The 24,312-nt window shown below is 61.7% G+C and carries 26 protein-coding genes; 18 read left to right on the forward strand and 8 right to left on the reverse strand.

Going from position 1 to position 24,312, the window contains the following annotated elements:
- Positions 1-21: 21 nt before the first annotated feature.
- Positions 22-1,683, forward strand: a complete 1,662-nt coding sequence (locus VGG64_16880; GenBank protein HEY1601279.1) for a hypothetical protein — start codon at positions 22-24, stop codon at positions 1,681-1,683.
- Here the strand turns inward: VGG64_16880 and VGG64_16885 are convergent.
- Positions 1,669-3,147, reverse strand: coding sequence for an AAA family ATPase (locus VGG64_16885; protein HEY1601280.1), 1,479 nt, complete (start codon positions 3,145-3,147; stop codon positions 1,669-1,671). The two genes, VGG64_16880 and VGG64_16885, sit on opposite strands and share 15 nt — an antisense overlap.
- A 284-nt stretch (positions 3,148-3,431) precedes the next feature.
- Between VGG64_16885 and VGG64_16890 the strand changes: the two genes are divergently transcribed.
- The 6 genes from VGG64_16890 to VGG64_16915 all read left to right on the forward strand — a co-directional run bounded on the left by VGG64_16890 (position 3,432) and on the right by VGG64_16915 (position 10,185).
- On the forward strand, positions 3,432-4,115 hold the full coding sequence (locus VGG64_16890) for a phosphoribosylanthranilate isomerase (protein HEY1601281.1): 684 nt from the start codon (positions 3,432-3,434) through the stop codon (positions 4,113-4,115).
- 73 nt (positions 4,116-4,188) lie between these two features.
- A complete protein-coding gene (gene ahcY / locus VGG64_16895) occupies positions 4,189-5,502 on the forward strand; it encodes an adenosylhomocysteinase (protein HEY1601282.1) in 1,314 nt (437 codons plus the stop codon).
- A gap of 172 nt (positions 5,503-5,674) precedes the next feature.
- On the forward strand, positions 5,675-6,976 hold the full coding sequence (locus tag VGG64_16900; GenBank protein HEY1601283.1) for a DUF1015 domain-containing protein: 1,302 nt from the start codon (positions 5,675-5,677) through the stop codon (positions 6,974-6,976).
- A gap of 403 nt (positions 6,977-7,379) precedes the next feature.
- Positions 7,380-8,126 (forward strand): ParA family protein, encoded by a 747-nt coding sequence (locus tag VGG64_16905; protein HEY1601284.1) that lies wholly within the window; start codon positions 7,380-7,382, stop codon positions 8,124-8,126.
- Positions 8,119-9,099 carry a ParB/RepB/Spo0J family partition protein gene (locus VGG64_16910; GenBank protein HEY1601285.1) on the forward strand — a complete coding sequence of 327 codons (981 nt, stop codon included), beginning with the start codon at positions 8,119-8,121 and terminating at the stop codon, positions 9,097-9,099. The genes VGG64_16905 and VGG64_16910 overlap by 8 nt, the downstream gene beginning before the upstream one ends.
- Before the next feature lie 183 nt (positions 9,100-9,282).
- A complete protein-coding gene (locus VGG64_16915) occupies positions 9,283-10,185 on the forward strand; it encodes a formylglycine-generating enzyme family protein (GenBank protein ID HEY1601286.1) in 903 nt (300 codons plus the stop codon).
- Positions 10,186-10,202: 17 nt separating this feature from the next.
- Here the strand turns inward: VGG64_16915 and VGG64_16920 are convergent, their stop codons facing one another.
- From VGG64_16920 to VGG64_16930, 3 genes are all read right to left on the reverse strand, one after another.
- A complete protein-coding gene (locus tag VGG64_16920; GenBank protein ID HEY1601287.1) occupies positions 10,203-10,793 on the reverse strand; it encodes an SRPBCC family protein in 591 nt (196 codons plus the stop codon).
- 230 nt (positions 10,794-11,023) lie between these two features.
- Positions 11,024-11,839: an SRPBCC domain-containing protein gene (locus tag VGG64_16925; protein ID HEY1601288.1), complete on the reverse strand. Its 816-nt coding sequence runs from the start codon at positions 11,837-11,839 to the stop codon at positions 11,024-11,026.
- Positions 11,836-12,453: a helix-turn-helix domain-containing protein gene (locus VGG64_16930; protein HEY1601289.1), complete on the reverse strand. Its 618-nt coding sequence runs from the start codon at positions 12,451-12,453 to the stop codon at positions 11,836-11,838. Before VGG64_16930 ends, VGG64_16925 begins: the two co-directional genes overlap by 4 nt.
- 228 nt (positions 12,454-12,681) lie before the next feature.
- Here VGG64_16930 and VGG64_16935 point away from each other — a divergent pair, with 228 nt between their 5' ends.
- The 10 genes from VGG64_16935 to VGG64_16980 all read left to right on the forward strand — a co-directional run bounded on the left by VGG64_16935 (position 12,682) and on the right by VGG64_16980 (position 19,543).
- A complete protein-coding gene (locus VGG64_16935) occupies positions 12,682-13,014 on the forward strand; it encodes a metalloregulator ArsR/SmtB family transcription factor (GenBank protein HEY1601290.1) in 333 nt (110 codons plus the stop codon).
- 44 nt (positions 13,015-13,058) lie between these two features.
- On the forward strand, positions 13,059-13,523 hold the full coding sequence (locus VGG64_16940; protein ID HEY1601291.1) for an SRPBCC domain-containing protein: 465 nt from the start codon (positions 13,059-13,061) through the stop codon (positions 13,521-13,523).
- Between the two features lie 162 nt (positions 13,524-13,685).
- A complete protein-coding gene (locus VGG64_16945; protein ID HEY1601292.1) occupies positions 13,686-14,036 on the forward strand; it encodes a metalloregulator ArsR/SmtB family transcription factor in 351 nt (116 codons plus the stop codon).
- A complete protein-coding gene (locus VGG64_16950) occupies positions 14,020-15,021 on the forward strand; it encodes an SRPBCC family protein (GenBank protein ID HEY1601293.1) in 1,002 nt (333 codons plus the stop codon). The genes VGG64_16945 and VGG64_16950 overlap by 17 nt, the downstream gene beginning before the upstream one ends.
- A gap of 122 nt (positions 15,022-15,143) precedes the next feature.
- Positions 15,144-15,557 carry a VOC family protein gene (locus VGG64_16955; protein HEY1601294.1) on the forward strand — a complete coding sequence of 138 codons (414 nt, stop codon included), beginning with the start codon at positions 15,144-15,146 and terminating at the stop codon, positions 15,555-15,557.
- A 199-nt stretch (positions 15,558-15,756) separates the two neighbouring features.
- Entirely contained in the window at positions 15,757-16,296 is a 540-nt protein-coding gene (locus VGG64_16960) for an SRPBCC family protein (protein HEY1601295.1), read from the forward strand.
- 78 nt (positions 16,297-16,374) lie between these two features.
- The gene (locus tag VGG64_16965) at positions 16,375-16,773 is read left to right on the forward strand and encodes a DoxX family protein (protein HEY1601296.1); all 399 of its coding nucleotides are present in this window, start codon (positions 16,375-16,377) and stop codon (positions 16,771-16,773) included.
- Positions 16,774-16,852: 79 nt separating this feature from the next.
- Positions 16,853-17,968, forward strand: a complete 1,116-nt coding sequence (locus VGG64_16970; protein ID HEY1601297.1) for an exo-alpha-sialidase — start codon at positions 16,853-16,855, stop codon at positions 17,966-17,968.
- Positions 17,965-18,261, forward strand: a complete 297-nt coding sequence (locus tag VGG64_16975) for a hypothetical protein (protein ID HEY1601298.1) — start codon at positions 17,965-17,967, stop codon at positions 18,259-18,261. Before VGG64_16970 ends, VGG64_16975 begins: the two co-directional genes overlap by 4 nt.
- Positions 18,262-18,304: 43 nt before the next feature.
- Positions 18,305-19,543 carry a serine hydrolase domain-containing protein gene (locus tag VGG64_16980; protein ID HEY1601299.1) on the forward strand — a complete coding sequence of 413 codons (1,239 nt, stop codon included), beginning with the start codon at positions 18,305-18,307 and terminating at the stop codon, positions 19,541-19,543.
- A 140-nt stretch (positions 19,544-19,683) separates the two neighbouring features.
- On the opposite strand, the gene VGG64_16985 is transcribed toward VGG64_16980, so the two are convergent.
- Positions 19,684-20,019: a metalloregulator ArsR/SmtB family transcription factor gene (locus VGG64_16985; GenBank protein ID HEY1601300.1), complete on the reverse strand. Its 336-nt coding sequence runs from the start codon at positions 20,017-20,019 to the stop codon at positions 19,684-19,686.
- 3 nt (positions 20,020-20,022) lie between these two features.
- A complete protein-coding gene (locus VGG64_16990) occupies positions 20,023-20,553 on the reverse strand; it encodes an SRPBCC family protein (GenBank protein ID HEY1601301.1) in 531 nt (176 codons plus the stop codon).
- A gap of 365 nt (positions 20,554-20,918) precedes the next feature.
- On the opposite strand from VGG64_16990, the gene VGG64_16995 reads away from it, so the two are divergent.
- Positions 20,919-21,305: a hypothetical protein gene (locus tag VGG64_16995; GenBank protein ID HEY1601302.1), complete on the forward strand. Its 387-nt coding sequence runs from the start codon at positions 20,919-20,921 to the stop codon at positions 21,303-21,305.
- A 135-nt stretch (positions 21,306-21,440) separates the two neighbouring features.
- Here VGG64_16995 and VGG64_17000 read toward each other — a convergent pair whose 3' ends face one another.
- Both VGG64_17000 and VGG64_17005 read right to left on the reverse strand, forming a co-directional pair.
- A complete protein-coding gene (locus VGG64_17000) occupies positions 21,441-23,828 on the reverse strand; it encodes a M56 family metallopeptidase (protein HEY1601303.1) in 2,388 nt (795 codons plus the stop codon).
- A gap of 26 nt (positions 23,829-23,854) precedes the next feature.
- Positions 23,855-24,268, reverse strand: a complete 414-nt coding sequence (locus tag VGG64_17005) for a BlaI/MecI/CopY family transcriptional regulator (protein HEY1601304.1) — start codon at positions 24,266-24,268, stop codon at positions 23,855-23,857.
- Between the last annotated feature and the right edge of the window lie 44 nt (positions 24,269-24,312).

The following is a 24,312-nucleotide window of genomic DNA, read 5'->3' on the forward strand; positions in this document are numbered from 1 at the left end:
AGCTGCGAGGAGCAATATTCTATGTCGTCAAGCGCAGGGGCCAAGGGACTGGTTGCCGGAACCTTGCTCGTTTGCGTGCTCGGTGGCGCGCTATTCTTCTGGATCGAACGGCAGGATACGAAGTGGCCCACCGGCAGCGATGAAGAGCGATTGGCGCGGGCCATGCTGGACTATGACCGCGCGATGCGTAGCGACTGGCTGAGCGTACAACTGCGCCGGTTCGAGTTGATCGACGAGGAGTTCGAATGGGTCACCGACGTCGCCGCTGAGATTTTCGCGCGCGACGGCGCGCGGGCCATCCCGCTATTGATCGGTGTGATCGAGGCCGATAACTCGTCGTCGACGCTATGTGGCATTGGTTACCACATGCTGGGCACAATGGCGAATGTCGAGCAAGACGCGTTTCACGATGGGGCCTGGTGGAGGCGTTGGTGGGAGCAGCACAAAGCCGAATACCCGGCCGACGTGCGCGCGATCCCGATTCCCCGGTTCGATAAATCGGACTTCGGCCGGCGGCGCAAGCCGTATCCCGACGACATTGACACGCTGCAAGCCAAGTTGCGGCTGGCTCCGGAGCTCGTTGCAGCGTGGAAGAGCTATAACGCCTCGGGCCGCGCCGGACCGCAGCCCGAGCCAGAAATCGGTGAATATGCAGCGGCGCTACGTGCGAACGACGATCCGCACGCCATTCCGTATTTGATCGGCTTGATTGCTGCCGTGCCGAGGAGCGACACGGCATATCGCGTGGGCTTCTTTGGTCTCGGCTACGACCCACGCCAGCCTTGGTCGCTCACGGATGTCGAATACGACGAATCGCATGACGCTGTTTGGTGGCTGCAATGGTGGCAGGAAAACAAGTACCAGTACCAGGCCGATGTGCAAGCGATCGCGATCCCCGATTTTCGGCGGCCGCTTTCATTCGCCTGGCACGAGTCCACTGACGATGACAAGTGGGATGAGTTGCACGATGTTCCCAGCATCGACACGACGGTGGCGGGCAATGACCAGATGCGCTACTTTCTGCACGGCCCTCGCGCCGCTGTCGAAGCGCCGAGCGCCGGATACAAACTGGTGGTCGCGATAACAGGCGGGAACGGCGGCCCAGCTTTTGCGCCGATGGTGCGGCGCTTGCTCAAGTACGCCATGAGCGAGGAGTTCATTGTCGCGGAGCCCGTCGCACTTCCACACAGAGGAGCCATAGTTTGGCCCACGCGCGGTCACTACATCGAGGAGATTGGCCCGCCGCTGTTTTTTAGCGAGGATTTTGTCGAAGCGGTGATCCAGGACATCGGCCGGCGGCACTCAATCGATCGTCGCTTCGTATTCACGCTGGCCTGGAATTCGAGCGTGCCGGCAGCGTTCGCGATTGCCATGCAAGAGTCAACGGCGGTAACCGGCTCCTATATTTCGTTGCTCGTATTACCTACCGAGTGGCCGGGATCGCTTGCCGCAGCGAAGGGGCGATCATTTCTGCTCACGCACACGTTGCGAGACAGCCAGGGCCGGTTTACCTGGTCGAAGCAGTCGCTGCAGCAACTTATCGACGCCGGCGCCATCGTGAAGTCGACCGACCATGGCGACCCGCGTGCTCGACTAGGTCTGGATTACGATCAAGTGCGCGAAGGTCTGCAATGGCTCGTCGGCCAGGCGGAAGTTCGCGCAGGGCAACTATCCGCGCCGTAGCTTGGCGAACAGTTGCGAGTATTCCTGCCGATACACGCGATCCGACGTCGGACGTGCGGCCGAGAGCAGCACTGGATCGTCTTCTTCGATGATGATCAGGTTGTCGTTGTCAGTATCGGCCCAGGCCACGGGGGCCGGAGGTTCGATGGGTTTGGCCGTTTGTACGTACGGCTCTAATAGCGCTGCCAACACGCGTCCCTCGGCAGAGTAAACGTGTGGCATTTGATCCCATACCGCCGCATGCGCCGAAGGGAACCGATCGACGATCACTTCCTCCTGGTCGAACCGCTCGGCGAATGGGTTGGTCGAATGGGCCACTTCGACGCTGGTCGCGCGACGCGGCGGCTCGCCTATTTCCAGCGACGCCAGGCGATCTTCCAGGGCGTCGAGCTGCTGCTCCGGATCTAGCGGCGCTGTTCGATCGAACGCGACCGCAGTATCCAATTCCTCAGCATCGTCGAGCGTAGCGGCACCGTCGAACCGCGCTAGCTCGTCTCGATCGGATTCAAGGTCGAGTTCGGATTCGTCCTGCACCGGCGCCAGCCGCAGGCCGATGTGCGGAGCATCCGAAGTTAGATCGACATCGTCGTCCAACTGCCCGAACTCGATCACAGCGTCTCCATGCGTGGCGGGCGCGGCGGCGCTCCAGGGGGTAGGCAACTGCTGCAGATCGGCCCAAGCTTCTTCGACTTCGCGTTCTCCCAATCGCTTGATGCCGCCGGCGCAGGCCAGCACCAAGGCGTGATCGCACACCTGGTTGATCAACCGCGGCACGCCGTCCGTCGCGCGGTAGATACCCTCCAGGGCGGGCTCGGAAAAAATCTGCTGCGCGCCGACTCCGGCTTTGGTCAGTTGCGCGCGAACGTATTCGAATGTCTCGCGACGATCGAGCGATTCCAGGTAACAACGCGCGGCGGTGCGCTGGCTGAACGATTCCAACTTCGGGCTGGCCAGGTGCTCTTCCAAAAGCGGGCTGCCGGCCATGACGAAGCGCACCCGCGGCTGCCCGCCGACGGTGACATTCGTGATCAGCCGGATTTCTTCCAGCACGCGGGCCGGCAGCGTGTGGGCCTCGTCGGCGATCAGCAGCATGCCGTCGCGCCGCGTCGCGGCGTGCGTCAAATGATCCACGAGCGCCAATCGCAGATCGCCATCGTCCAGACCACGGCAGGGCAATTGCAGCTCGAACAAAATCGCCTGCAGCAGAGCGCGCGGCGAATCAATGCGCGTGGTTCCCAACAGGGCCACTTCGTAGGCTTCGCCGAACTGATGTCGCAGCAACTGGCCAACGAGCGTTTTGCCCGTTCCCGACGGCCCGATCAGCACGCCCACCCCTTCGGCACGGTCGATGCAACGCACCAACGTGCGGCGGGCGGCCTCGATGGCGCGGGCCGGGAAGAATTGCTCGATTTGGGGCGCGGCCGCGAACGGGCGACGCGATAGCTGGAAAAAAGATTCGTACATCGCAGCTTGCCTTATCTTCCTCGGTCCGCCCTCTTGTTTGCACACCCCAACACGCACCGCCCCGGTGACGCCTTGGGCATAAGTACATTCGGCAGCGGCTCCCCTGCCGCTCCACGCGCGTCCGAGCATTCTGGTCATGCCCGCGGTTTCAGGGGCATGGTGAGAGGCGCATGCGGCCCTGACATGACGGATACGCCATGTGGACGTAGAATGACCAGAGCGCACGTATCGTCCACGTTTCGATCAACCCGCTGTCACCGGTTGCTATCACACCGATTGCTAGCATGTTTCGCATCAAGATCTGCGGCATCACACGACCCGAAGACGCCACGGCGGCCATCGACGCCGGCGCCGATGCGATCGGGCTGAACTTCTATCGCGCGAGCTCGCGCTTCGTCGAGGTGGGCGCCGCGAAGAAGATCATGGACGTCATCCGTGGGCGAGTGCTTGCCGTGGGTGTCTTTGTCGACGCACCGCCCGAGGAGGTGCATGCGATTACCAATGAGCTTAGGTTGGAACTCGTGCAGCTCAGTGGGAATGAAACTGCCAACCAAGTGAGCGAGCTGAAAGCACAGCTCGGCCAGACGCCTATCATGCAGGCCGTGCGCGTCGGTCCGCAGGGGGACCACGAGGTGCTAGCACATCTGGCCGCGTGCCGGGATCTTGGCTGCTTGCCACAGATGATTTTGTGGGATGCCTACGACGCCACACAGTTTGGCGGGACCGGGCGAGTGGCCGATTGGCAGTCCGCGGCCCGCTTCGCGGCCAGCGGGGGTTTTACTCCCTTGGTCCTAGCCGGCGGGCTGCGGCCCGATAACGTTGCCGAGGCGATTCGCACGGTCCGCCCCCAGGGCGTAGATACGGCCAGCGGCGTCGAAGTCCGGCCGGGTGTTAAGGACTTTGAGAAAATGCGGTCCTTCGTTGCAGCCGCGCGTGGCGCATTCGACAAGCAACGCGTGGCTGACTAAGATATCGCGGATTGCCGAACAGGCACTTCGCAAGCAAAACTCCCTTTGCATGCCCCTCACAAGGAGTATATCCGTGGCCCAGGTCGACACGCGGTTGCCGTTCAAAGTTGCAGACATGTCGCTGGCCGATTGGGGCCGCAAAGAGATCCAACTGGCCGAGAACGAGATGCCAGGCTTGATGGCGCTGCGCCACAAGTTCGGCAAGTCGAAGCCGCTAGCTGGCGCGCGGATCGCCGGCTGCCTGCACATGACCATCCAGACGGCCGTGCTGATCGAGACGTTGGTCGAGCTCGGCGCGCAGGTCACTTGGAGCAGCTGCAACATTTTCTCGACCCAAGACCACGCAGCCGCGGCCATCGCCAAGGCCGGCGTGCCGGTCTACGCCTGGAAGGGAATGAGCGCCGAGGAGTTCGATTGGTGCATCGAACAGACGTTGATCTTCCCAGACGGTCAGCCGCTGAACCTGATTCTGGACGACGGCGGCGACCTGACATGCATGGTTCACCAGAAGTATCCCGAAATGTTGGCGGCCATCCGTGGCCTGTCGGAAGAGACCACCACGGGAGTTCATCGTCTGTACCAGATGCACGCCCGCGGCGAGTTGAAGGTGCCCGCGATCAATGTCAACGACTCCGTCACGAAGAGCAAGTTCGACAACTTGTACGGCTGCCGCGAATCGCTGGCCGACGGCATCAAGCGGGCCACCGACGTGATGGTGGCGGGCAAGGTCGTCGTCATCGCCGGCTATGGTGACGTGGGCAAGGGTTGTGCCCGGGCCATGCAGTCGCTGGGCGCGCGGGTGATCATTACAGAGATCGACCCAATCAACGCCTTGCAGGCCGCGATGGAAGGTTACGAAGTAACGACCATGGACGACGCCGCCCCACGCGGCAATATCTTTGTCACGGCCACGGGCAACCGTGACGTGATCATGGGCGAGCATATGAAGGTCATGCCCAATGACGCCATCGTGTGCAACATTGGCCACTTCGACCTGGAAATCGACATGGCCTGGCTGAACGGCCAGAAGACCGTCAAAAAGATCGAGATCAAGCCGCAGGTCGACCGTTATACGTTCGCCGATGGGCATTCGATTCTGATCCTGGCCGAAGGCCGTTTGGTGAACTTGGGCTGTGCCACGGGGCACCCGTCATTCGTCATGTCGAACTCGTTCACCAACCAGGTTATGGCCCAATTGGCCCTCTGGACCGAGGCTGATAAGTTCGGCCTGGGCGTGCATGTGCTGCCCAAGAAGCTGGACGAAGAGGTGGCCCGGCTGCACCTGGACAAGCTGGGCGTGAAGCTCACCAAGCTGACGTCGAAGCAGTCCGAGTATATTGGCATCCCGACCGAAGGGCCGTTCAAACCGGACTACTACCGGTACTAAAAGCGAGAGCCGTCCAGGCCAGCATCGGCAACGACAAAGACTTGTCGGGCTGCCGCAAGGGCCCACAGGCGGACCGTTTGACAACTCGCCAGGGCTGCGGGATAACACCCGCAGCCCTGTTTTTTTTGAGCAGGCAAACCACCTTCAGCACGCGAAACCACTCTTTGCTGCCATGCCCGAAATTCAAGCTTTCCGCGGACTGCGTTATGACCTGGGACACGTTGGCTCGTTGAGCGAAGTCATCGCTCCGCCCTATGACGTGATTGGCCCGCAATTGCAGGACCAGCTTTACAAGCGGCATCCGGCCAACGTCGTGCGGTTGATCCTCAACCGGGACGAGCCGGGGGATGATGCGACGACCAGCCGCTACGCGCGGGCGGCCAAGTTCCTGAAGAACTGGCGCAGCGAGGGGATCCTTTCCACCGACCCCGATCCGGCCATCTATGTCTATCACCAGCAGTTCGACTATGCTGGCCGGACGCACACCCGGCGCGGGTTCATGGCCCGGATCAAGCTGCAACGTTTCGGGGAAGGGAACATCTATCCCCACGAAGAAACCATGTCCGGCCCTAAGCAGGACCGCCTGCTGCTGACCCGCGCCTGCAAGGCGAATTTGAGCCAGATATTTGGGCTCTATCCCGATCCGCAGAACGAGACCCAGCAGCTACTCGAAAATGCGATCGTGGCGGTGCCTCCGGTCGAGGCCACGGACCATTTGGGCGTCATTCACCGCATGTGGATGGTGACCGACGTAAACGTGATTTCGGCGGTCACCGCGTCGATCGGCCCGAAGCCGGTATTCATCGCCGACGGCCACCACCGTTACGAGACGGCCTGCAACTACCGCGACGAGTTGGCGGCCGCCGGCACGCTGACCGGCAATCATCCGGCCAACTCGGTGTTGATGATGTGCGTCGGCATGGAGGACCCCGGCATGGTGGTGCTTCCCACGCACCGGCTGTTCCGCGGCCTGCCGGCCATGAAGTCGACCGACCTGATCGCCAAGCTGGGAAATGCCTTTACCACGCGGGTTGCCGGCGAAGGGGGAGACCTGGCACCCACGATTTGGAGCGAGATCGAGGGGGAAGGAGATCAAGGAACGCTGGGCCTGTACGCGGCCGCCGACGACCGTTGGGTGCTGGCCCGAATCACTCCGGCCGGCCGTGAGCGATTGGCCAAAATCGCCCCCGAGCACAGCCAGCCCTGGCGGGACCTGGGCGTCAGCATTCTGCATCGCTTGGTGATCGACACGCTGCTGGCCGGCCCCGACCTGTCAAAGCCCCGCTACGTCCACCTGGTGGACGAGGTGGTCGAAGGGATCGAAACGGGCGAGTTTCCGTTGGCGGTCCTGGTCATGCCGGCCACGGTCGACGACATCCAGACGATCAGCCGGCACCAGGAACGGATGCCGGCCAAGAGCACCTATTTCTATCCCAAGCTGCTCAGCGGGCTGGTAATTAATCCGCTCGAGTAGCGGCCGGCCGCTGCTGGCGTGATTTCACCACAGAGGCACTGAGGCACGGAGATGCCGAGTCTTGTCTCGTGCCGGGGATCTCACGTTTCACGTGAAACAGGTTCGCGATGATTGCGCAGATGGCGTGTTTCACGTGAAACAGTCAGTGCAGGAGTTATGCGCAGTTTCACGTGAAACATCGCGCGTGGTGGAATCTGGACAGCCGGTCCTGATCGCCGTCTCCGCTATTCCGGCGCGGCATTGTCGTATTTAAAAACTCTGTGTCCTCGGTGGCAGAATTCTTACGTCGGCCAGCCTGACCTGGCGACAGGCACGGTTGGGCTATCCCTGGGCGGCGCGTCCCGATTAGAATTCTCCGCCCGGCTATGGATGGTCGGCGCGGCAAGCGAAGGGAGTCGCCCAGGTGAGCCGGATCCTCTGCGTGGCGAATCAGAAGGGGGGCGTCGGCAAGACGACCACCGCCGTGAACCTGGCCGACGCGCTGGCGCGTAGCGGCGCGCGCACACTATTGATCGATCTCGATCCACAGTGCAACGCCACCAGTGGGCTAGGAGTCGAGCCGGCGGAGCGGCATCCATTGGTCTCCACGGCACCCTTGCAAGAGTCGCTGCGCCCCACCTCGACCGCGGGGCTGGAAGTGTTGCCCGGCAGCCGCAACTTCCAAGATATCGAAACACTCAGCAAACACACCGAGAGTCAGGCCGCCACGTTGCGGCAGCACCTGGCGGGTGGGCTGACCGCCTACGACTATGTGCTGATCGATTGTCCCCCGTCGCTTGGCCAACTGACGCGCACTGCCCTGGCCAGCGCCAGCGAGGTGTTGATGCCCATCCAGTGCGAGTACTTCGCCATGGAAGGGCTGGCCCAGATGATCGACGTCATTCGCCAGGTGATGAGCGTTCATCCGCAAAGGCTTCAGTTCGGGGGCATCCTCTTGACGATGTATGACCACACGTTGGACCTGACGCACGAAGTCGACAACGAGGTGCGCGATTTTTTTGGCGAGATCGTATTTCAAACGGTGATCCCCCGCGACGTGGCCGTGGCCGAAGCGCCCAGCCACGGCCAATCGGTGCTGGATTATGCGCCGCGATCGCGAGGGGCCTGGGCTTACGCGGAACTGTGCATGGAGGTACTCGAGCGTGAGTAAAGAACGACGACTTGGACGTGGCCTGGAAGCTTTGCTCGGTCGCCCCTTGGAAAGCTACTCGGCGCGCGAGCCAGCTGCCGACGCCGCAACTCCCGCCGATGCTAGCACTGGCAGCAGCGCAGGCGAACAAGTCTTGGTACCGGTCAGCGTCTACGAGATCGATCGCAATCCTTACCAGCCGCGACATGATTTCAACGACGCCGACATTGACTCGTTGGCCGACAGTATCCAAGAACACGGCATGTTGCAGCCAATCGTGGTCCGCCGGCAAGGCGACCGTTTTCAACTAGTGGCGGGCGAGCGGCGCTTGCGGGCAGCCATCAAGGCCGGCCTGGCGCAGGTGGCTGTGCAGGTCCGCGAAGTCGATGATCGGCAGGCGGCCGAGTTGGCCATCGTCGAGAACCTGCAACGCAAGGATCTCAACCCTTTGGAAAAAGGGGGCTCGTTCCAACAGTATCTAGAGCGCTATGGCTGCACGCAGGAAGAGCTGGCCAAGCGACTGAAGATCGACCGCTCGACGGTGGCGAATCTGATCCGCCTGTTGGAGCTGCCCGAGGATGTGAAGTCCGCACTCCGCGCCGGCACGATCACCCAGGGACACGCGCGGGCGCTATTGCCCCTGTCCAGCGAGCGCGAGCAGATCGAATTATGCCAGCGCATTCAAAAGGAGGGTCTGAGCGTTCGCAGCGTCGAGGACCTGGTGCAACAGACCGTGCAGGCGGACGACGGACAGCACGCGCTGCGCCTGGTGACGGGCGAAGCGGAGGAACGCCCGGCCCGGCGACCACGCAGCCAGCACCTGGCGTCGCTCGAGCAAAAATTCCGCGCGGCTTTGGGCTCGAAGGTGGACGTCCGCGAGTCGTCCAAGGGACGCGGCCGGATCGTAATCCACTTTAAGAACCACGAAGAGTTCGAGCGCCTGAGTAAACAACTGTGCGACGCCAAGAAGGGTGCGCAGAGCCACGTGGGGTAGGTAATTTTCCTGGCGTCGCTATGCCAGTGCCACGGGTCCTCAGTTAACGTTCCGTTGGCTGCGGTGTGTCGCACGCCTGGCATGGAATCGCTCGCAGCATGCATCCCCTCGCGATTGCAGATAGAATAGGTCGCTGTGCGCGCGGTTAATATCCGCTACCGCGACGTGCGAGGGGGACGCATCATGTCACGAAGCGATTGCCGATGGGGCATGGGTTTTGTCGCGCTGGTCGTCGTGGGCGCTGGCGTATGTTTCGCGAACGCGGGCGACGATAAAGCCCTAGCTGGAAAGCCATCGTTCGCCGGTGCCAAAGCCGGCGAGGCGCGCGACGTTGCTGGCATCCAACTTTGCTGGTGCCCGCCGGGCAAGTTCTTAATGGGGAGCCCAGCGACCGAGCCGGAGCGACGTCCGGGCGAAGACCAGGTGGAAGTGACGCTCAGCCACGGTTTCTGGATTGGCAAGTACGAGGTCACTCAGGGCGAGTGGAAACGCGTGGTCGGTGAGTTTCCAGAAAAGCTCACGGCCGGCGAAGGGGACGAGTTTCCGGTCTACAGCGTCAACTTCGCCGAGGCCGAAAAATTCTGCCGCAAGCTCTCTGAGTTGGCCCATGCCTCGGGCGCGCTGCCGCAGGATTGGGAGTTCCGGCTTCCCACTGACGCCCAATGGGAATACGCTTGTCGCGCTGGGACGACAACGGCCACGTCGTTTGGCGATTCCCTCAGCAGCAAGCAAGCCAATTTTCAGGGGAAACCGTACAACGGCGCCGAGACGGGGCCGTCGCTCAAACGGGCTGCGGCGGTCGGGAGCTATCCGGCCAATGCCTGGGGTCTGCACGACATGCACGGCAACATCTTTGAGTGGTGCCGCGATTGGCATCACCTGAAATTGCCTGGCGGCGTGGATCCCGACCTCTACTTGGCACAAACCACGGCGCAGCGCAATCGAACGGGAAGCAAGTCACGGGTCCGTCGCGGCGGCTGCTGGGCCGACGAAGGATGGCCTTGCCGCTCGGCGTTCCGGCTGCGTTTCGAACCGGAACGGCGCGCAGACCACATCGGCTTTCGCGTCGTCGCCGTGCAGTTGTAGCGAGCGCCGCGCCCGGGTCACTGAGGCGGAGATGGAGATTGGGTCGGCTCGACAGTCTTCTTTTCCAGGGCACTCTTCATCGTGGCCAAGCCGCGCTCGAAGCCTTTGCCCAGCACGGCGTCCATGTCTGTGCACAGGCACATCAGCTTGCCGAAAAAATCGTTCGTGCCGGAGAGCTTCCAGGTGACTTTAGTATCCGGTTCGGCCAGTCCGTTGGGCACCGAGGCGAATCGGAACGCCATGCGCGCTTTGCCAGCAAAGGGCCTGATGAATTCCTGATCGACATCGACCGAGTCGTTCGGTTCCGATTCGACAATGGTCAAGCTCCCCGCGCCAATCTGTTCGTTGCCATCCCAGGTGAAGCTGGCCCCCTTGCCGGCCGAGGGGGTCGAGATGGTGGACTTTGCATTGGGATCGAGATCTTTCCAGGGACTCCAGGCGTCCCATTTTTGCAGATCGTTGACGCTGTCGAAGACCGCGGCCGGCGGCGCGGCGATCGTCGTCGATCGCTCGACCGAAAAATCGCTCGGTTGCACGCTGACGTAGATCACGAACAGGACGATGATGGCACAAAGTGCCACGAACGACAGCAGAATCTTTTTCCACATGAACCGACGGTCTCCCGAATCAATAGGTGCCAAAAGCCTGGGGCCAATCTACCCTGTCGTCCCGCCAGCGCCAGGGCATCGCGATCGCCGCGTCGTCTATATATCTAGAGGATATTCATCCACAGGTTTCACAGATTACGCGGAAAAATTCAGTGCTGTAACATCTTGGGCCGGTGCGTATAGCGCTTCGTACTCTCGCCCGAGGCGTGATGGGTTCATGTGGTCTGGTCTTATGATTTTGCGGCGGTTGCGGGAAACAGTTTCTCAATCCATGTTTGCCAGTGTGGTCCTTCATGGCGGGCGATTTCGGTCGCTTGGGCGCCGTAATAATAGCAGCTGACTTGTACGTAGACGGTCTCGCCGACCGTATTGACGATCAGTGAACAGGTTCCGGTCGTCGGCTCGTCGAGTCGCACCAGGGCGTAAAAATGATTTTTGCCGGCGCCCGTTTCTTGTACGATCCCGGCCGCGCGCGGCGCGTCGGCCGGCGCCCTCCAACGTTCTCCCGATTGTGCGCGGGTCAGGCCGAACGATTCGGTGAGCGTTTTCCACGCCTGCGATCGCGGGCCGGCGGCGACCGCCACTAGTGGTACGATCGCGCAGGACTGACCCGAGAAATGCGATAGATAGAGCCGCAAAATGCGGAAAAACGTCGGCCAGCCCTCTTCGACGTTTTCGAGTTGATCGTCCCAGTCGTCGCTGCTGGCGAAGAGGCTATGTACGACCCGGACGAGGCACACGCCCCCTGCGCGGGCTTCGACGAACCACTGCGTGGCCAATGCCGGCGCGCTTGGTCCCAGGTCCTGGCTGTCGGCGGCAAATTGCTCGGGCGGTTGCCAGGCGGTGATCGTGGCCAGTGAATCGAGATCCGGGCCGAAGTGTCCGACGACCTTGCCGCCGACGCGGCCTTGGACTTCGCTGGGTACGAACCAGGACGAGATGCCCGGCCCGGTCGCGATCGCCTGCCAAACTTGCTCGGGCGTGCCGGGGACTTCGATTTCGACTTGAACGGAACGACGCCCCGACGGTTCTTTGTGCAGGCTCATGACTGTTTCTCCTGCGGCAGTTTATTAGGAAGAGGATGCGCGACGACAATCAATCGATGGGCGCGACCGCCGGCGGACGACGCATCGTGGTAGCGCGCTACAAGTGTTGTCATGGTGGTGGTCAGATCGCGAGTGAAGGCGGCGCGCTCGGCGGCGCTGCGAAAGCGGATCTCGGTATCGATCGAGAGAGTCGCCAGGCGCTTGTTGGTCTCGCGCGCCCGCGCGATCAGGGCGCCGACTTCGCGCACGACCCGCGCCGCAAGCGCGATCAGATAACCGGCCGAGAGGCGATCGACGATACGACCGGGTTCGGTGGCCACTGGCCCCAGGGCCGTGGGCGAGACGAGATACGACGAGGCCGTGGCCACCAGCAATCGCTCGGTAAGACCTCCCCACTTGCGTTTTTCGGCCACGCGGACCAGGCCATGAGCTTCGAGCGTGCGCAAGTGGTAGTTGATCTTTTGACGCGCGATGCCGACGCGCGTGGCGAGCGTGGCCGCCGAGGCTGGCGTGCCCAGTTCGGCAAGCAGGCGTCCGCGGGTGGGGTCCAAGGCGGCCGACGCGGCGACCGGGTCGTCGATGATCTGCACGTCAAGCATGAGAGCGTTTGTCATGCCCCCAGTCTGCCATTGACAAATTTATTTGTCAACAAAGAAACGCTTATTCCGGCGGCTTTGTTCGAAAATCGTAGTGCCACAGAGTTGCGAAGCGCTGCTCGATTGTCGTGTTCTTTATCTGCGAGATTTGCGTCCTCTGTGGATCGAACTTGTGAGTGCAGCAGGGCAGGGCCTAGTCGCGAGCATTATGCTTGACATATTCCCATGCAGGAATAGACTTCGGAGATGCCACGAGCCGCCACCACCGCCGATGTGTTCAATGCCATTGCCGAGCCGCGCCGCCGCGAGATCATCGACCTGCTACGCAGCGGTCGCAGGCACGCCGTCGGCGATCTGGTGACGCGTTTGCAGATTCCGCAACCGGCCGTGTCGAAGCATCTCGGTGTGCTCCGCAAAGTTGGCATCGTGTCGGTGACCAAGCAGGGCCAGCAACGGCTCTATCAGCTCAACGCCAAGGAACTGAAACCCGTGCACGATTGGGTCAAGACGTACGAACGATTCTGGACGCACCAGCTCTCGCGCATCAAGCAAGCGGCTGAACGGAAAGCGCGCGAGTGATCGCGCGAACTTTTGAAAGCACCAAAGTCTCCTAGAGCATAATCATGGCAACGGTCGCTACCGAGCTGGGCATTTCATCGCTGGAAATCGTCCGCGACGAGATTATCTCTGCCCCAATCGAGATCGTGTTCGAAACGCTGCTCGAACACCTGGGTCCGCACATGGAGACCGGCCCAGGCAATGCGCTGCCGATGAAGCTCGAGGCGTGGCCCAGCGGGCGCTGGTATCGCGACCTGGGGAACAACGCGGGGCACTTTTGGGGTCATGTGCAAGTGATCAAGCCGCCCACGTTGCTAGAGATTTGCGGTCCCCTGTGCATGTCGTCCACGGCGATCAACCACGTGCAATACCGATTGACGCAGGAACCTGCGACGACGCGTCTGTCGTTCGTCCATCGAGCCATTGGAAACATCGCGGCCGATCATCGCGAAGGCATGCCTGACGGTTGGGCGCATAATCTGGCGAACATGCGGGCCGCGGCCGAGCGGCGAGCGCAAGCCGGCGGCTGACGCACCACGCCGAACGGCGTCCAGGCAATGTGCCCTCGGGCATGTGAACTGCGCGATCAAGCATCAAGCAGAGAAAAAAATATTCTTCGACGGCCACGTTGACAGAAAGCCATTGGGCATGTAGTTTACCAATCAGTTAAGTAACCAGTCGGTTAAATACAGATGCAGTCCGATCATCTCAGCACGACGTTTGCGGCCCTGGCCGACCCAACGCGGCGGGCCATTCTGGCACGGCTGTCGACGGGGGAATCCTCGGTGACCGAGCTTGCCAAGCCGTTCGAGATGACGCTGCCGGCGATCTCTAAGCACTTAAAAGTGCTGGAACGCGCCGGGCTGGTGGCGCGCGGTCGCGAGGCTCAGTGGCGCCCGTGCCGGCTCGAAGCGGCGCGGCTGAAGGAGGTGGCCGAGTGGGTTGAGCATTATCGCCGCCATTGGGAAGAAAGATTCGACCGTCTCGACGAATACCTGCAAGAGCTGCAAAAGAAGGCAAAGAAACATGGTCGCAAAAAATAATCCTGCCAACGCCGAGGTGCCCGAGCTGGTGCTGACGCGAGTTTTTGACGCGCCGCGGGCGCTAGTCTTCGAAGTCTGGACCGATCCGCAGCATGTGGCCGCGTGGTGGGGGCCGCACGGATTCACCAATCCCGTGTGTGAATTGGACGTACGGACTGGCGGCAAAATGCGGATCGACATGCGCGGCCCCGACGGCACCGTATATCCATCGCTGGGCGAGTTCGACGAGATTATCGAGCCTGAGCGGATCGTATTTCGTAGCGGTGTATCGGATGGGCAGGGGGGCTGGTTGTTCGAGATCTTGAACACCGTGACGTTTGCCGAGCACGGCGGCAAAACGACGCTGACCCTGCGGGCGCGCGTCCTGAACGCGAAAGACGGCGCGGCGCCGTATCTGTCGGGCATGAACGAAGGGTGGTCGCAATCCCTCGAGCGTTTGGCGGCACACGTGGCAACCGCGTATAGCCGAAGCCTGGCAAACGTCCCCGCTGCGGCTGCCGGCACGGATGGCGCCAACGAAACGGATCGCGAAATCGTGCTCACGCGCGTGATCAACGCGCCGCGCGACCTGGTTTACGAGGCTTGGACCGATCCCCAGCACGTGGCGCAATGGTGGGGACCAGACGGCTTTAAAACGACGGTCCATGAGATGACGGTCCGCCCCGGCGGCGTGTGGCGATTCACCATGCACGGCCCGGACGGTACGGACTATCACGACAAGGTTGTATACAGCAAGGTCGTGAAACCCACGCGGTTAGAGTATTCGCACGGATCGGATGACGATTCTGGGTCCCCCCATTTTCAGGTGACGGTGACTTTCGACGAGCAAGGGGCGACGACGCGCGTTACGCTGCGGACGCTCTTCCTGACCCGTGAACAACGCGATTACACGATCGGCTTTGGAGCTGTGGAACTTGGCCATCAGACGCTCGCGCATCTCGAAGAGCATGTGGCGCGGATGAAAAATCAAGCGGCAAAGAGCTGAGACGCCAGAATTCCAGAAAACCAATTCTAGAGGGATGGCGGGCCGAGTTTGGGACGAAACGCGATGATGGGCGGCAAGCGTCCTGATATGTTTATTCACAACCGCAGCACGGGAGACACACCATGCAGATCAGTCCGTATTTGAACTTCGATGGTCGTTGCGACGAGGCGATCGAGTTTTATCGCAAAGCGATCGGCGCCGAAGTAACCATGCTGATGCGTTTCAAGGACAGCCCTATGGCGGCCGAGCCCGGCATGCTGACGCCTGGATCGGAAAACAAGGTGATGCATGCCAGCCTGAAAATCGGCGAATCCGATGTTATGGCTTCCGACGGCCGCTGCCAGGGTAAGGGGGGATTTCAGGGAGTAACGCTGTCGTTGAGCGTCGCGACCGACGCCGAGGCCGAGCGGTTGTTCAACGCGCTGGCCGACGGCGGACAAGTGCAGATGCCGCTGGCCAAGACGTTTTTCTCGCCACTATTCGGCATGCTGGCCGACCGGTTTGGCGTGGCTTGGATGGTGCTGGTGCGGCAGTAAAGAAAATATGAGCTAGCGAGCAGCATCTGCGCTACGGCCGATGCGCGCTACTGATGGATCGTCGTTCATTGATTATTGATCGTCGATCATCGAGAAACGGTCATCGGTCAAAGTTCGTGACTTAAAACCCTCTCCACTTGCGGGAGGGGGCAGGGTTAGGGGCAATCACTTCGAAACTTTATTGCAAAGGCGCATGGCGATGTGGATAAAAATCCTCGCTGGCGTGGTTCTGGTCATCGTGTTGTTCATCGTCGTGGTGGCGTTGCAGCCGTCGTCGTTTCACATCGCTCGGTCAGCGAGCATCGCGGCGCCGCCGCAGGTGGCCTTCGAGCAGGTGAACGTGATCCGGAACTGGGAGCCCTGGAATCCGTGGCTGAAACTCGACCCGAATGTGAAAACGACCTACGAGGGTCCTGCCGAGGGAAAAGGTGCGATCTCGCGTTGGGTGGGTGATAAGAATGTGGGCGAAGGGAGCATGACGATCATCGAGAGCCGGCCCGACGAATTGGTGCGGCTGCGTCTCGATTTTCTCAAACCCTACGAATCGACCTGCACCGCGGAATTCGCCTTTCAGCCTGAAGGGGATCACACCATGGTGACCTGGAGCATGGATGGCGAGAAGAACTTCGTCACTAAGATGATCGGACTGTTCATGGGCATGGACAAAATGATCGGCGAGCAGTTCGCCAAGGGGCTCACGGACATGAACGCCACGGTCGCGGCGAAAGAAAAGCAGTAGCGGCGTTGCCAGACGCAGTCTACCGGCTGTCCGAAAACCTGGCGCGCATGTGAACTCATTCCTGCGAAAGGACAAACGATGGCGACCGTGAACAAGAAATTGATGTGGGCCGGCTGGGTGGTTTCCGGCCTGGTGACGCTGCTAATGCTGTTTAGCGCCTCGGGCAAGCTGACTGCTTCGGAGGAACTGACCAAGGACTTTGTCGAGAAGCACGGTTACCCGGCGACCGTGCTAGTTCCGCTGGCCATTACCGAACTGGTTTGCGTGGTGTTGTACGTCGTGCCGCAAACCGCGGTCCTGGGGGCGATTTTGCTTACCGGATATCTGGGAGGCGCGGTGGCGACGCACGTCCGCGCCCAAGAAAACTTCGCACCGGCCGTGATTGCCGGCGTGTTGGTGTGGCTAGCGCTTTACCTGCGCGAGCCACGTGTTCGCGCCCTGGCGCCGCTGCGGCAGGTAACGCCCCCCGTTGCATGAGCGGGGAGAACATCGCCCGAGACCAGCGAACGAAGCAATCACCCGCGGCATCCTCTCAAAGCTCCGCAAGGAATTCTCTATGAGCAAACTACGAGTGTTGGTGGGCACGCGCAAAGGAGCGTTTGTGCTGACGGCCGACGGCACGCGCAAGCGGTGGAGCGTCAGCGGCCCGCACTTTGCCGGCTGGGAGGTCTATCATCTGAAAGCCTCGCCCGTGAACCCGGACCGCATATATGCTTCGCAATCGAGCGGCTGGTTTGGCCAGATCATTCAACGTTCGGACGACGGCGGGCAGAGTTGGGCGCCGGTCGGCAACAAGTTTGCCTACGACGGCGTGCCCGGCACGCATCAATGGTACGACGGTACGCAGCATCCGTGGGAGTTTGCGCGGGTCTGGCACCTGGAGCCATCGCTCAGCGAAGCGGAATCGGTTTATGCCGGCGCGGAAGACGCGGCGTTATTTCGCTCGGTCGACGGCGGCACCTCGTGGCATGAGTTATCGGGCTTGCGTCAGCACAAATCCGGCCCGCAATGGCAACCGGGCGCCGGCGGCATGTGTCTGCACACGATCGTGCAGGATCCCAGCAATGCGCAGCGCCTGTTTGTCGCGATCTCGGCCGCCGGCACGTTTCGCACCGACGATGGCGGCCAGTCGTGGCTGCCGATCAACCGCGGTTTGCATTCGGCGCAAATTCCCAACCCAACCGCCGAGGTGGGTCACTGCGTGCATCGCATCGCGCTGCACCCCTCGCGCCCGCACGTGCTGTTCATGCAGAAGCATTGGGACGTAATGCGCAGCGACGACTTTGGCGACAGCTGGCACGAGGTAAGCGGAAACCTGCCGACCGACTTTGGTTTTCCGATCGACGTGAATCCGCACGAGCCGGACACGATCTATGTCGTACCTATCAAGAGCGACGCCGAGCACTTTCCGCTGGACGGCAAGCTGCGCGTCTATCGCAGTCGCACTGGCGGGAACGAGTGGCAAGCTCTGACAAATGGCCTGCCGCAGGAGAATTGCTACGTCAACGTGCTGCGCAACGCCATGTCGACCGACGCGCTCGAACCGAGCGGCATCTATTTCGGCACGACCGGGGGACAGGTCTATGCTTCGGCGGATGCGGGCGAGCATTGGGCGCCGATTGTTCGCGATCTTCCGGCGGTGCTTTCGGTCGAGGTGCAGACATTGCCATGATTCGCGTGATGCTGCCGACGCCGCTGCGGATTCTGGCGCACACCTCGGCCGAGGTGGAGCTCGACGTCGGGACGCCAGTCACGCAGAGTGCCGTTCTCGACGCGCTCGAAGCCCGCTACCCGATGCTGCGCGGAGCGATCCGCGACCAGATCACGCGCCGGCGGCGCCCGTTCGTTCGGTTCTTTGCCTGCGAAGAGGATCTGTCGCACGAGATGCCCGATGCACCGCTGCCAAATGCGGTTGCCCTGGGAAAGGAACCGTTTGTGATTATCGGGGCGCTGGCGGGTGGTTAGAAGTTGTAAACAAGCAAAGCAGTTTTCATCGGACACTACTTTGGTGAGCACTCACGCGATGAATGGCGGAAAGACTACTGGCGGTGGCCTGTCGAAGTCACGGCTTGGCCGGCTTCACGATTGCATGGCTGGATATGTGGCTCGTGGCGAGGTGCCTGGCCTGGTGACGCTGGTCAGCCGGCGTGGCGAAACGCAAGTCAATACGATTGGCGCGAAGACGCTCGGCGGCGATCCGATGCGCCGCGACACAATCTTTCGCATCGCTTCGATGACTAAACCGGTCACTGCCGCGGCTGCCATGATCCTGGTCGAAGAGTGTAATTTGCGGCTGGACGACCCGGTCGATCGTTGGCTGCCCGAGTTGGCAAATCGTCGCGTGCTCACGCGGCTCGACAGCCCGCTCGACGATACGGTGCCCTCCGTGCGGCCGATCACGCTCCGCGATTTGCTGACGTTTCGGCTCGGATCGGGCATCGTGATGGCCCGGCCCGGAACGTATCCGATTCAAAAGGGGATCGATGAAGTACTGCGAGGTCTTGCGCCGCCCCATCCCCAATCGCCTCCGGCGCCCGACGAATGGATCCGCCGTTTCGGCGCGCTGCCGCTATTGCACCAGCCGGGCGAGCGGTGGACGTATCATATCGGATCGGACGTGCTGGGCGTGTTGGTCGCGCGGGCGGCGGGCAAGCCGCTGGACGTTTTTTTGCGCGAGCGCATCTTCGAGCCGTTGGGGATGAAAGACACGGGCTTTAGCGTGCCGACAGCACAGATCGATCGCCTGGCGACAAGCTATGCGGCGGATCCCGCGACGGGCGGGCTGACCGTTTATGATTCGGCCGTGGGAGGAGATTGGGCCAAGCCGCCTGCGTTTCCGGCCGGCGGCGGAGGATTGGTGTCGACGGTCGACGATTACCTGGCCTTCGCGCAAATGCTGCTCCATTACGGCAAGGTCGGCGCCGAGCGGATCCTTTCGCGCCCGTCGGTCGAATTGATGACGGCCGATCATTTGACCCGCGAGCAGAAGGCCCTCTCGGGCCTGACCGCGGGCTATTTCGATAGCCACGGCTGGGGATTCGGCGTTTCGATCGTGACGCGGCGTGACGATGTAGCCGGCAGCATCGGCACATACGGCTGGAACGGCGGGCTGGGGACGACTTGGACTTCGGACCCGTGCGAGCAGATGATCACGATCCTGTTGACGCAGCGCGCGTTCACGTCGCCCGTCCCGCCGGACGTGTGCCTCGACTTCGCCACAATGGCCTATCAATCGATCGACGATTGACGGATGCCCGATCTGCATCCTGGGCGGGGAAGGGTTGGGAGCAGTTCGAAGCGTTTTCCTAGCGTGGCGCTCAGCATGGCGGAGCGTTTTTGCCCCTCACCCTGTCCTCCGTCGCAAGGGGAGAGGATTCTTGCGGGGCGCTAGAGTCTTTTCTTCTTATGTTTTTTATCGAGATGTTTCTCCAGAGCGTCGAGCCGCGCGGCGAAGAAGTCTTGGAACTCGTTCGCCCAGGCCCACACCTCTTTGAGCGGTGCTGAGCGAAGGTGATAGATCCGCTGGCGTCCCTCGCGACGTTCGGAAACGAGGTCGGCGTCCTTAAGGATCTTCAAGTGTTGCGATATGGCCGAGAAGGAAATGCCGAACGGCTCGGCCAGGTCGCTCGCCCGACGTTCCCCCTGCCTGAGCAGGGCGAGCATCGTGCGGCGGGCCGGATGCGCGATCGCATGGAATACGTCATTCTCTTGAGCGGGGCGCATGCGTTACTTCGTCCATTCCGGATAGAGCGCGAGAAGTTCCTCGAAGAGCGGCATCCAGTTCGGCAGCGGCCGATGGTCCAACTGCGCCTCGAGCCGATCGAGCAACACGTGCGTGCCGGGGGCAAAGCCGCGGGCCGTCTGCTGCGTAAGTCGGCGGTAGGTAACCGTCAGCAGCGTATCGCTTCCTTGCGGCATTAATTCGTAGCGGAAAATCGCGTTCTCGCCGTTGGGCATGGGAGGCACCGGGGCGACATTCCATTCATGTTCGTAGATGCGCGGCGGCTGCCAGGTGAGAACTTTGCCGGTCACGTGAAACTGGGCGGGTCCGGCCACCATATCGACCGCGCCGCCGACGCGCCCCTCGATCGTGGCCGACGAACACATCAGCCACTCGCGCAGGTCGGCGGGATTGGTGATGGCTTCCCAGACCAGCTCCGGCGCGTGATGCAGCAGACGCTTGAAGACGATCGTGGCGCGATCCCCTTCGATGAATACGTGTCCTCGGCGCGTCGTATCGTGCGATTCGGTGGGCATTTTGTTGTCCTCACATAGGCGATTCAGCAGAATAAGTACTTGTCGCTGTGGCACGTGCGCGGCTTGGTCCGCCCCTGTTGTTCGCGGTTTACTGGCCGTCGCATGTGCCGACTGAGAAGCATATTATTTAGTAATAACTAAAATGTCAAGCCGAGAGGCGAGAATTCCATTCGTGCGGATTACACGCGAATGGAATGCGGTGACCGGCGCCGCGCTAGAAACCGCTGCGTGAGTATTTACAATCTGAGATACGGCGCGCCCGATGCGTCGACTGTGGAGGGCGTTTGTAAATGCCCGTCAGAAGCGCGCCTTTTGGCGGCGCGGAAAACTACCGTGTAACACCCACTGAAGAACGGTGCTAGACGATGCTGCGGTTACTCAGATTCCTTGAGCCGTTCATTAACGACCCCAACTACCGCTGGTTGAAAGTGCCGGCCGTGGCGTTTGTCGTCGGTCTGATATTCCTGACATCGATGATTCGCACGGTCGTCGATAATCCGGCCAAGCCGGGCTGGTCGGCAGATAAGCTGCCGATGGTGCTAGGCGTCGCCCTGGTCGGGGCCGTGCTGGGCGCCGCACTAGGTTCGGCGCTCGTGCTCAAGGACATCACGACCGAGCGGCTTGTGGCCGGCGAGCCAGTCAACTTGTTCTTGAAGCTCTGCTTTGCAAACGGGATCGTTTCGTTGCTGCTGTGGAGTGTGGTCGCGGTCGTGGCGATTATCACGGGCGTTGTAGTTTTTGCGCCGCTCTAATCCTGTGCCGTGGACGAGGGAGTGCTGCTGGCAAGCGTTTGCCGCCGGCAAGACAGTGCTGCCAGCGAGTGAATTGACGTGCACTCCCGGCGTCGACCTGACACTGAGTGAACTCCGGCCCGGCGCGCGTTCGGCTTAGCGGCGCCGTTCGTTGGACTCGGTCGTAACGTCATCAATCTTGATCCCGGGGAATGCCTCGAGGGCTTTCAATCGGGCGGCAGCGGTATTGAGCTGGCGGTGCGCCTCTTCAAGTTGTTGTGACGAGATGGCGCGTTGCGAGGCCAGCAACTTTGTGCGAGCGACGAGCTTGCGTTGGTCGCCCAGCTCGCGCATCGCTTCATCGTACGCCGTCTGGACGATCTTGGTCAGAAAATCCAGCTTCTGTTTGGCCGTCTCGCGTTGGATTTTCGCGGCCTTTATTTCCATGGCGGAGGTGTTCGTCCCGACGTGTTCGTACTTCTCGGCCAGACCGCTCACCTGATTTTCGGCAAGGTTCAATTCGCCGCGGGCTTCGATCAGCGCGATGCCCAAGCTCGTGACGTCAAGCTGTTCGACCGATCCTGCGGCCGCCGCCACGACCGTCGTGGTTTTGGCCGACGGTACGGGCTGCGCGCTTTCGACAGCAGGAGTCGACAGCTGAGTGGGGTACGTTGCCGATTCCAGCGTGACAGCGACCGGGGCTTTCGGAGCAGCCGGCTGTGCCCCCGCGAGGAGCGCCGTGGACGAGCCGGAGCGCGGCGCTGCGGCGGCCGCCACGACAGGGTTTTTCAATACGATGCCGGTTGACTTCAATAAAATGGTGTCGACGTCCTGCGGATTCTTGGCCGCCGTCTGGACGACAACATCGAACGATTTCAGATTGTTCTCGTCGTCCCACAAGTTCAGCGTGGTCGAACCGATTTTGCGCCCCTTGAGCTCAATTTTATGGACGGCAGTCTGCGTGACAGTGGCGATGGCTAGGTCCAAGATCTGAGCCCGGGAGATCACTTTTTTGGGCGTGACGATCTCGCTGGTCGTGCCGACGATGACTTTGATCTTGGGTTCGTCGGTCGCTGCCGGCCAAGGGTCGGCGTCAGAGTTAGCGGCGGGCGTAGTGACAGGCTCGGTGGCACCGTCAGTTTCAACGGCGGCGAGGGTCGAAGCGGCCGGGGCCGGGGTTGCACTTGCTTGTGGGCCGGCGGATGGATTTTCGGTTACTGCCGGTAGCACTGCTGCGCCCAAGTAGCCCGGTTCTTCCACTATCGTTGTGACAAGTGGCACGTTCGATGCGGGCCCCACTGCCTCCACCGTTGGTGCCGTGGGCTTGCTTGCCGGTTCGACCTGGCCACGCGTCCAACTGGGCGCCGCGACAATCGCCAGCACGGCAACCGTGACCAGCCCCGGCAACGAGATCTTGCTGACCACACGGTGAGAGAGGATCATCGACAGCCTCCTTTCAAAGGATTTACGGTCGCGCGAGCGCACGCCCAACGCGGGCACAGGTTCCAACGAGCAGGGGGGCAGCGAGAGTGCCAGAAAGGCCTCGGCATAGGCACGTCGCCCGTCAGGCAGCGTGCTGACGGCCAAGGCATCGCAGGCGATCTCCGCCGATTCGCGCAGCCGCCGGCGCGTGAACAGGTAGAGCGGGTTCCACCACCAGATGATGCCAGCCGTGAGCTCGAGCCAGGCTGTCCAGTGATCGCCACGGCGTACGTGGGCCAACTCGTGGGCCATGATGCCCTGCCAGCGCGCGAACTCGGTTTGGTCGGCGAGCGTCGCTGGCCAAATCAACTTCAAACGGCCCAAGCACCACACGAACGGCGACGAGTTCCCGTCGACGACGAAGAGTGGAATCTGCCGCACGCCAAACTCGCGGGCCAGCCGCACGCTCTCGGCCGACAGGTAATCAGGCGCGGCCGTGGCCTCGCGCACCAAGCGGGCGTAGCGTGTGATCATGCGCATATGTCGGATCGACACCACGACGCTGCCAACCAGCCACGCGATGCACAGCAAGCGAACGGGCGTGAACTCTGTACCCCAGGATCGTAGGGCCAGCGCGACGGCCGAGCGTGGCGCATACGGCTTTGTGTCGTACGTGACCGTGTCTGCTGAGACATCCGCCGCGGGTCCGATCGCGTTTGGGGATGTTCCGGCGACGGCAAACTCGGAAGTCATTGCTGCCGCCAAGGGTTTTGCCGTGGATGGTTGCTCGGCCAGATCGACTTCGTGACCAGTGTCGCTCGGCTGCCCTGCCAGGCGTGATTTGTTATCGGACCGCGGCGCTCGTTCTGGCTGGATTTCCGACGCATTGATGTCGCCTGTTGGTGTAAGCGATTCCACGCGATCAGCCAACAGCGACGGGAAATCGGGGGCCGCGACGGGCCACACAACCACGGGCGGCAGCAGAAACTTCAACAGCACGACCAGCCATAAGGCATGCTCGAGCGCGGGGCGCGTAGGAATCAGGCGACAAACAAGCGCGACCGCGGCCACCAACAGAGCGGTTGTTGCCACGTGCTGCGCGACCCACCACCAGATAGTCATGTTGGCCTCGAGGGGCGAAAGGTGACTCACTTGCCCGGCTTGCGCCGCGGGGTACGTTTGGCTTCCATTTGGTCGATCATCTGGCGAAAGCGCTGAATCTCTGCGGCGGTGAAGCGATGCCGTTCGGCAAAGGCCAGCACCAAGGGAGCTGCTTCGCCGGCGGAAAGCTCCTGGGCGACTTCGGTCAGTCGCTGGTGCATGACGTCCTCGCGCGAGACCGCTGCGCGAAACACGAAGGCGAATTGGCTGCGGTCGCTGGCCACGTAGCCCTTGCGTTCGAGCCGCTGCAAGAGCGTGATCACGGTCGAGCGGGTCCACTGCTGCCCCTGCCCGCTGAGCAGCTCGTGAATTTCACGAACGGTATCCGGCCCGTGATCCCAGAGGGCCATGAGGACCTGGCGTTCTGCATCGCTGAGCGCCGGTCGCGTTTCGTGGGTCATGTGATCCCTCCTGCGCTGGGCTCCGCTACCCGGCGGTCCCATCC

The organism is Pirellulales bacterium (genome assembly GCA_036490175.1).
GTDB lineage: Bacteria > Planctomycetota > Planctomycetia > Pirellulales > JACPPG01 > JACPPG01.

Bases quoted from the DNA above. Each gene is read 5' to 3' on its own strand.
- VGG64_16880 (HEY1601279.1), top strand. From the start codon at position 22: ATGTCGTCAAGCGCAGGGGCCAAGGGACTGGTTGCCGGAACCTTGCTC.
- VGG64_16885 (HEY1601280.1), bottom strand. From the start codon at position 3,147: ATGTACGAATCTTTTTTCCAGCTATCGCGTCGCCCGTTCGCGGCCGCG.
- VGG64_16890 (HEY1601281.1), top strand. From the start codon at position 3,432: ATGTTTCGCATCAAGATCTGCGGCATCACACGACCCGAAGACGCCACG.
- VGG64_16900 (HEY1601283.1), top strand. From the start codon at position 5,675: ATGCCCGAAATTCAAGCTTTCCGCGGACTGCGTTATGACCTGGGACAC.
- VGG64_16915 (HEY1601286.1), top strand. From the start codon at position 9,283: ATGTCACGAAGCGATTGCCGATGGGGCATGGGTTTTGTCGCGCTGGTC.
- VGG64_16920 (HEY1601287.1), bottom strand. From the start codon at position 10,793: ATGTGGAAAAAGATTCTGCTGTCGTTCGTGGCACTTTGTGCCATCATC.
- VGG64_16925 (HEY1601288.1), bottom strand. From the start codon at position 11,839: ATGAGCCTGCACAAAGAACCGTCGGGGCGTCGTTCCGTTCAAGTCGAA.
- VGG64_16930 (HEY1601289.1), bottom strand. From the start codon at position 12,453: ATGACAAACGCTCTCATGCTTGACGTGCAGATCATCGACGACCCGGTC.
- VGG64_16935 (HEY1601290.1), top strand. From the start codon at position 12,682: ATGCCACGAGCCGCCACCACCGCCGATGTGTTCAATGCCATTGCCGAG.
- VGG64_16940 (HEY1601291.1), top strand. From the start codon at position 13,059: ATGGCAACGGTCGCTACCGAGCTGGGCATTTCATCGCTGGAAATCGTC.
- VGG64_16945 (HEY1601292.1), top strand. From the start codon at position 13,686: ATGCAGTCCGATCATCTCAGCACGACGTTTGCGGCCCTGGCCGACCCA.
- VGG64_16950 (HEY1601293.1), top strand. From the start codon at position 14,020: ATGGTCGCAAAAAATAATCCTGCCAACGCCGAGGTGCCCGAGCTGGTG.
- VGG64_16955 (HEY1601294.1), top strand. From the start codon at position 15,144: ATGCAGATCAGTCCGTATTTGAACTTCGATGGTCGTTGCGACGAGGCG.
- VGG64_16960 (HEY1601295.1), top strand. From the start codon at position 15,757: ATGTGGATAAAAATCCTCGCTGGCGTGGTTCTGGTCATCGTGTTGTTC.
- VGG64_16965 (HEY1601296.1), top strand. From the start codon at position 16,375: ATGGCGACCGTGAACAAGAAATTGATGTGGGCCGGCTGGGTGGTTTCC.
- VGG64_16970 (HEY1601297.1), top strand. From the start codon at position 16,853: ATGAGCAAACTACGAGTGTTGGTGGGCACGCGCAAAGGAGCGTTTGTG.
- VGG64_16975 (HEY1601298.1), top strand. From the start codon at position 17,965: ATGATTCGCGTGATGCTGCCGACGCCGCTGCGGATTCTGGCGCACACC.
- VGG64_16985 (HEY1601300.1), bottom strand. From the start codon at position 20,019: ATGCGCCCCGCTCAAGAGAATGACGTATTCCATGCGATCGCGCATCCG.
- VGG64_16990 (HEY1601301.1), bottom strand. From the start codon at position 20,553: ATGCCCACCGAATCGCACGATACGACGCGCCGAGGACACGTATTCATC.
- VGG64_16995 (HEY1601302.1), top strand. From the start codon at position 20,919: ATGCTGCGGTTACTCAGATTCCTTGAGCCGTTCATTAACGACCCCAAC.
- VGG64_17000 (HEY1601303.1), bottom strand. From the start codon at position 23,828: ATGACTATCTGGTGGTGGGTCGCGCAGCACGTGGCAACAACCGCTCTG.
- VGG64_17005 (HEY1601304.1), bottom strand. From the start codon at position 24,268: ATGACCCACGAAACGCGACCGGCGCTCAGCGATGCAGAACGCCAGGTC.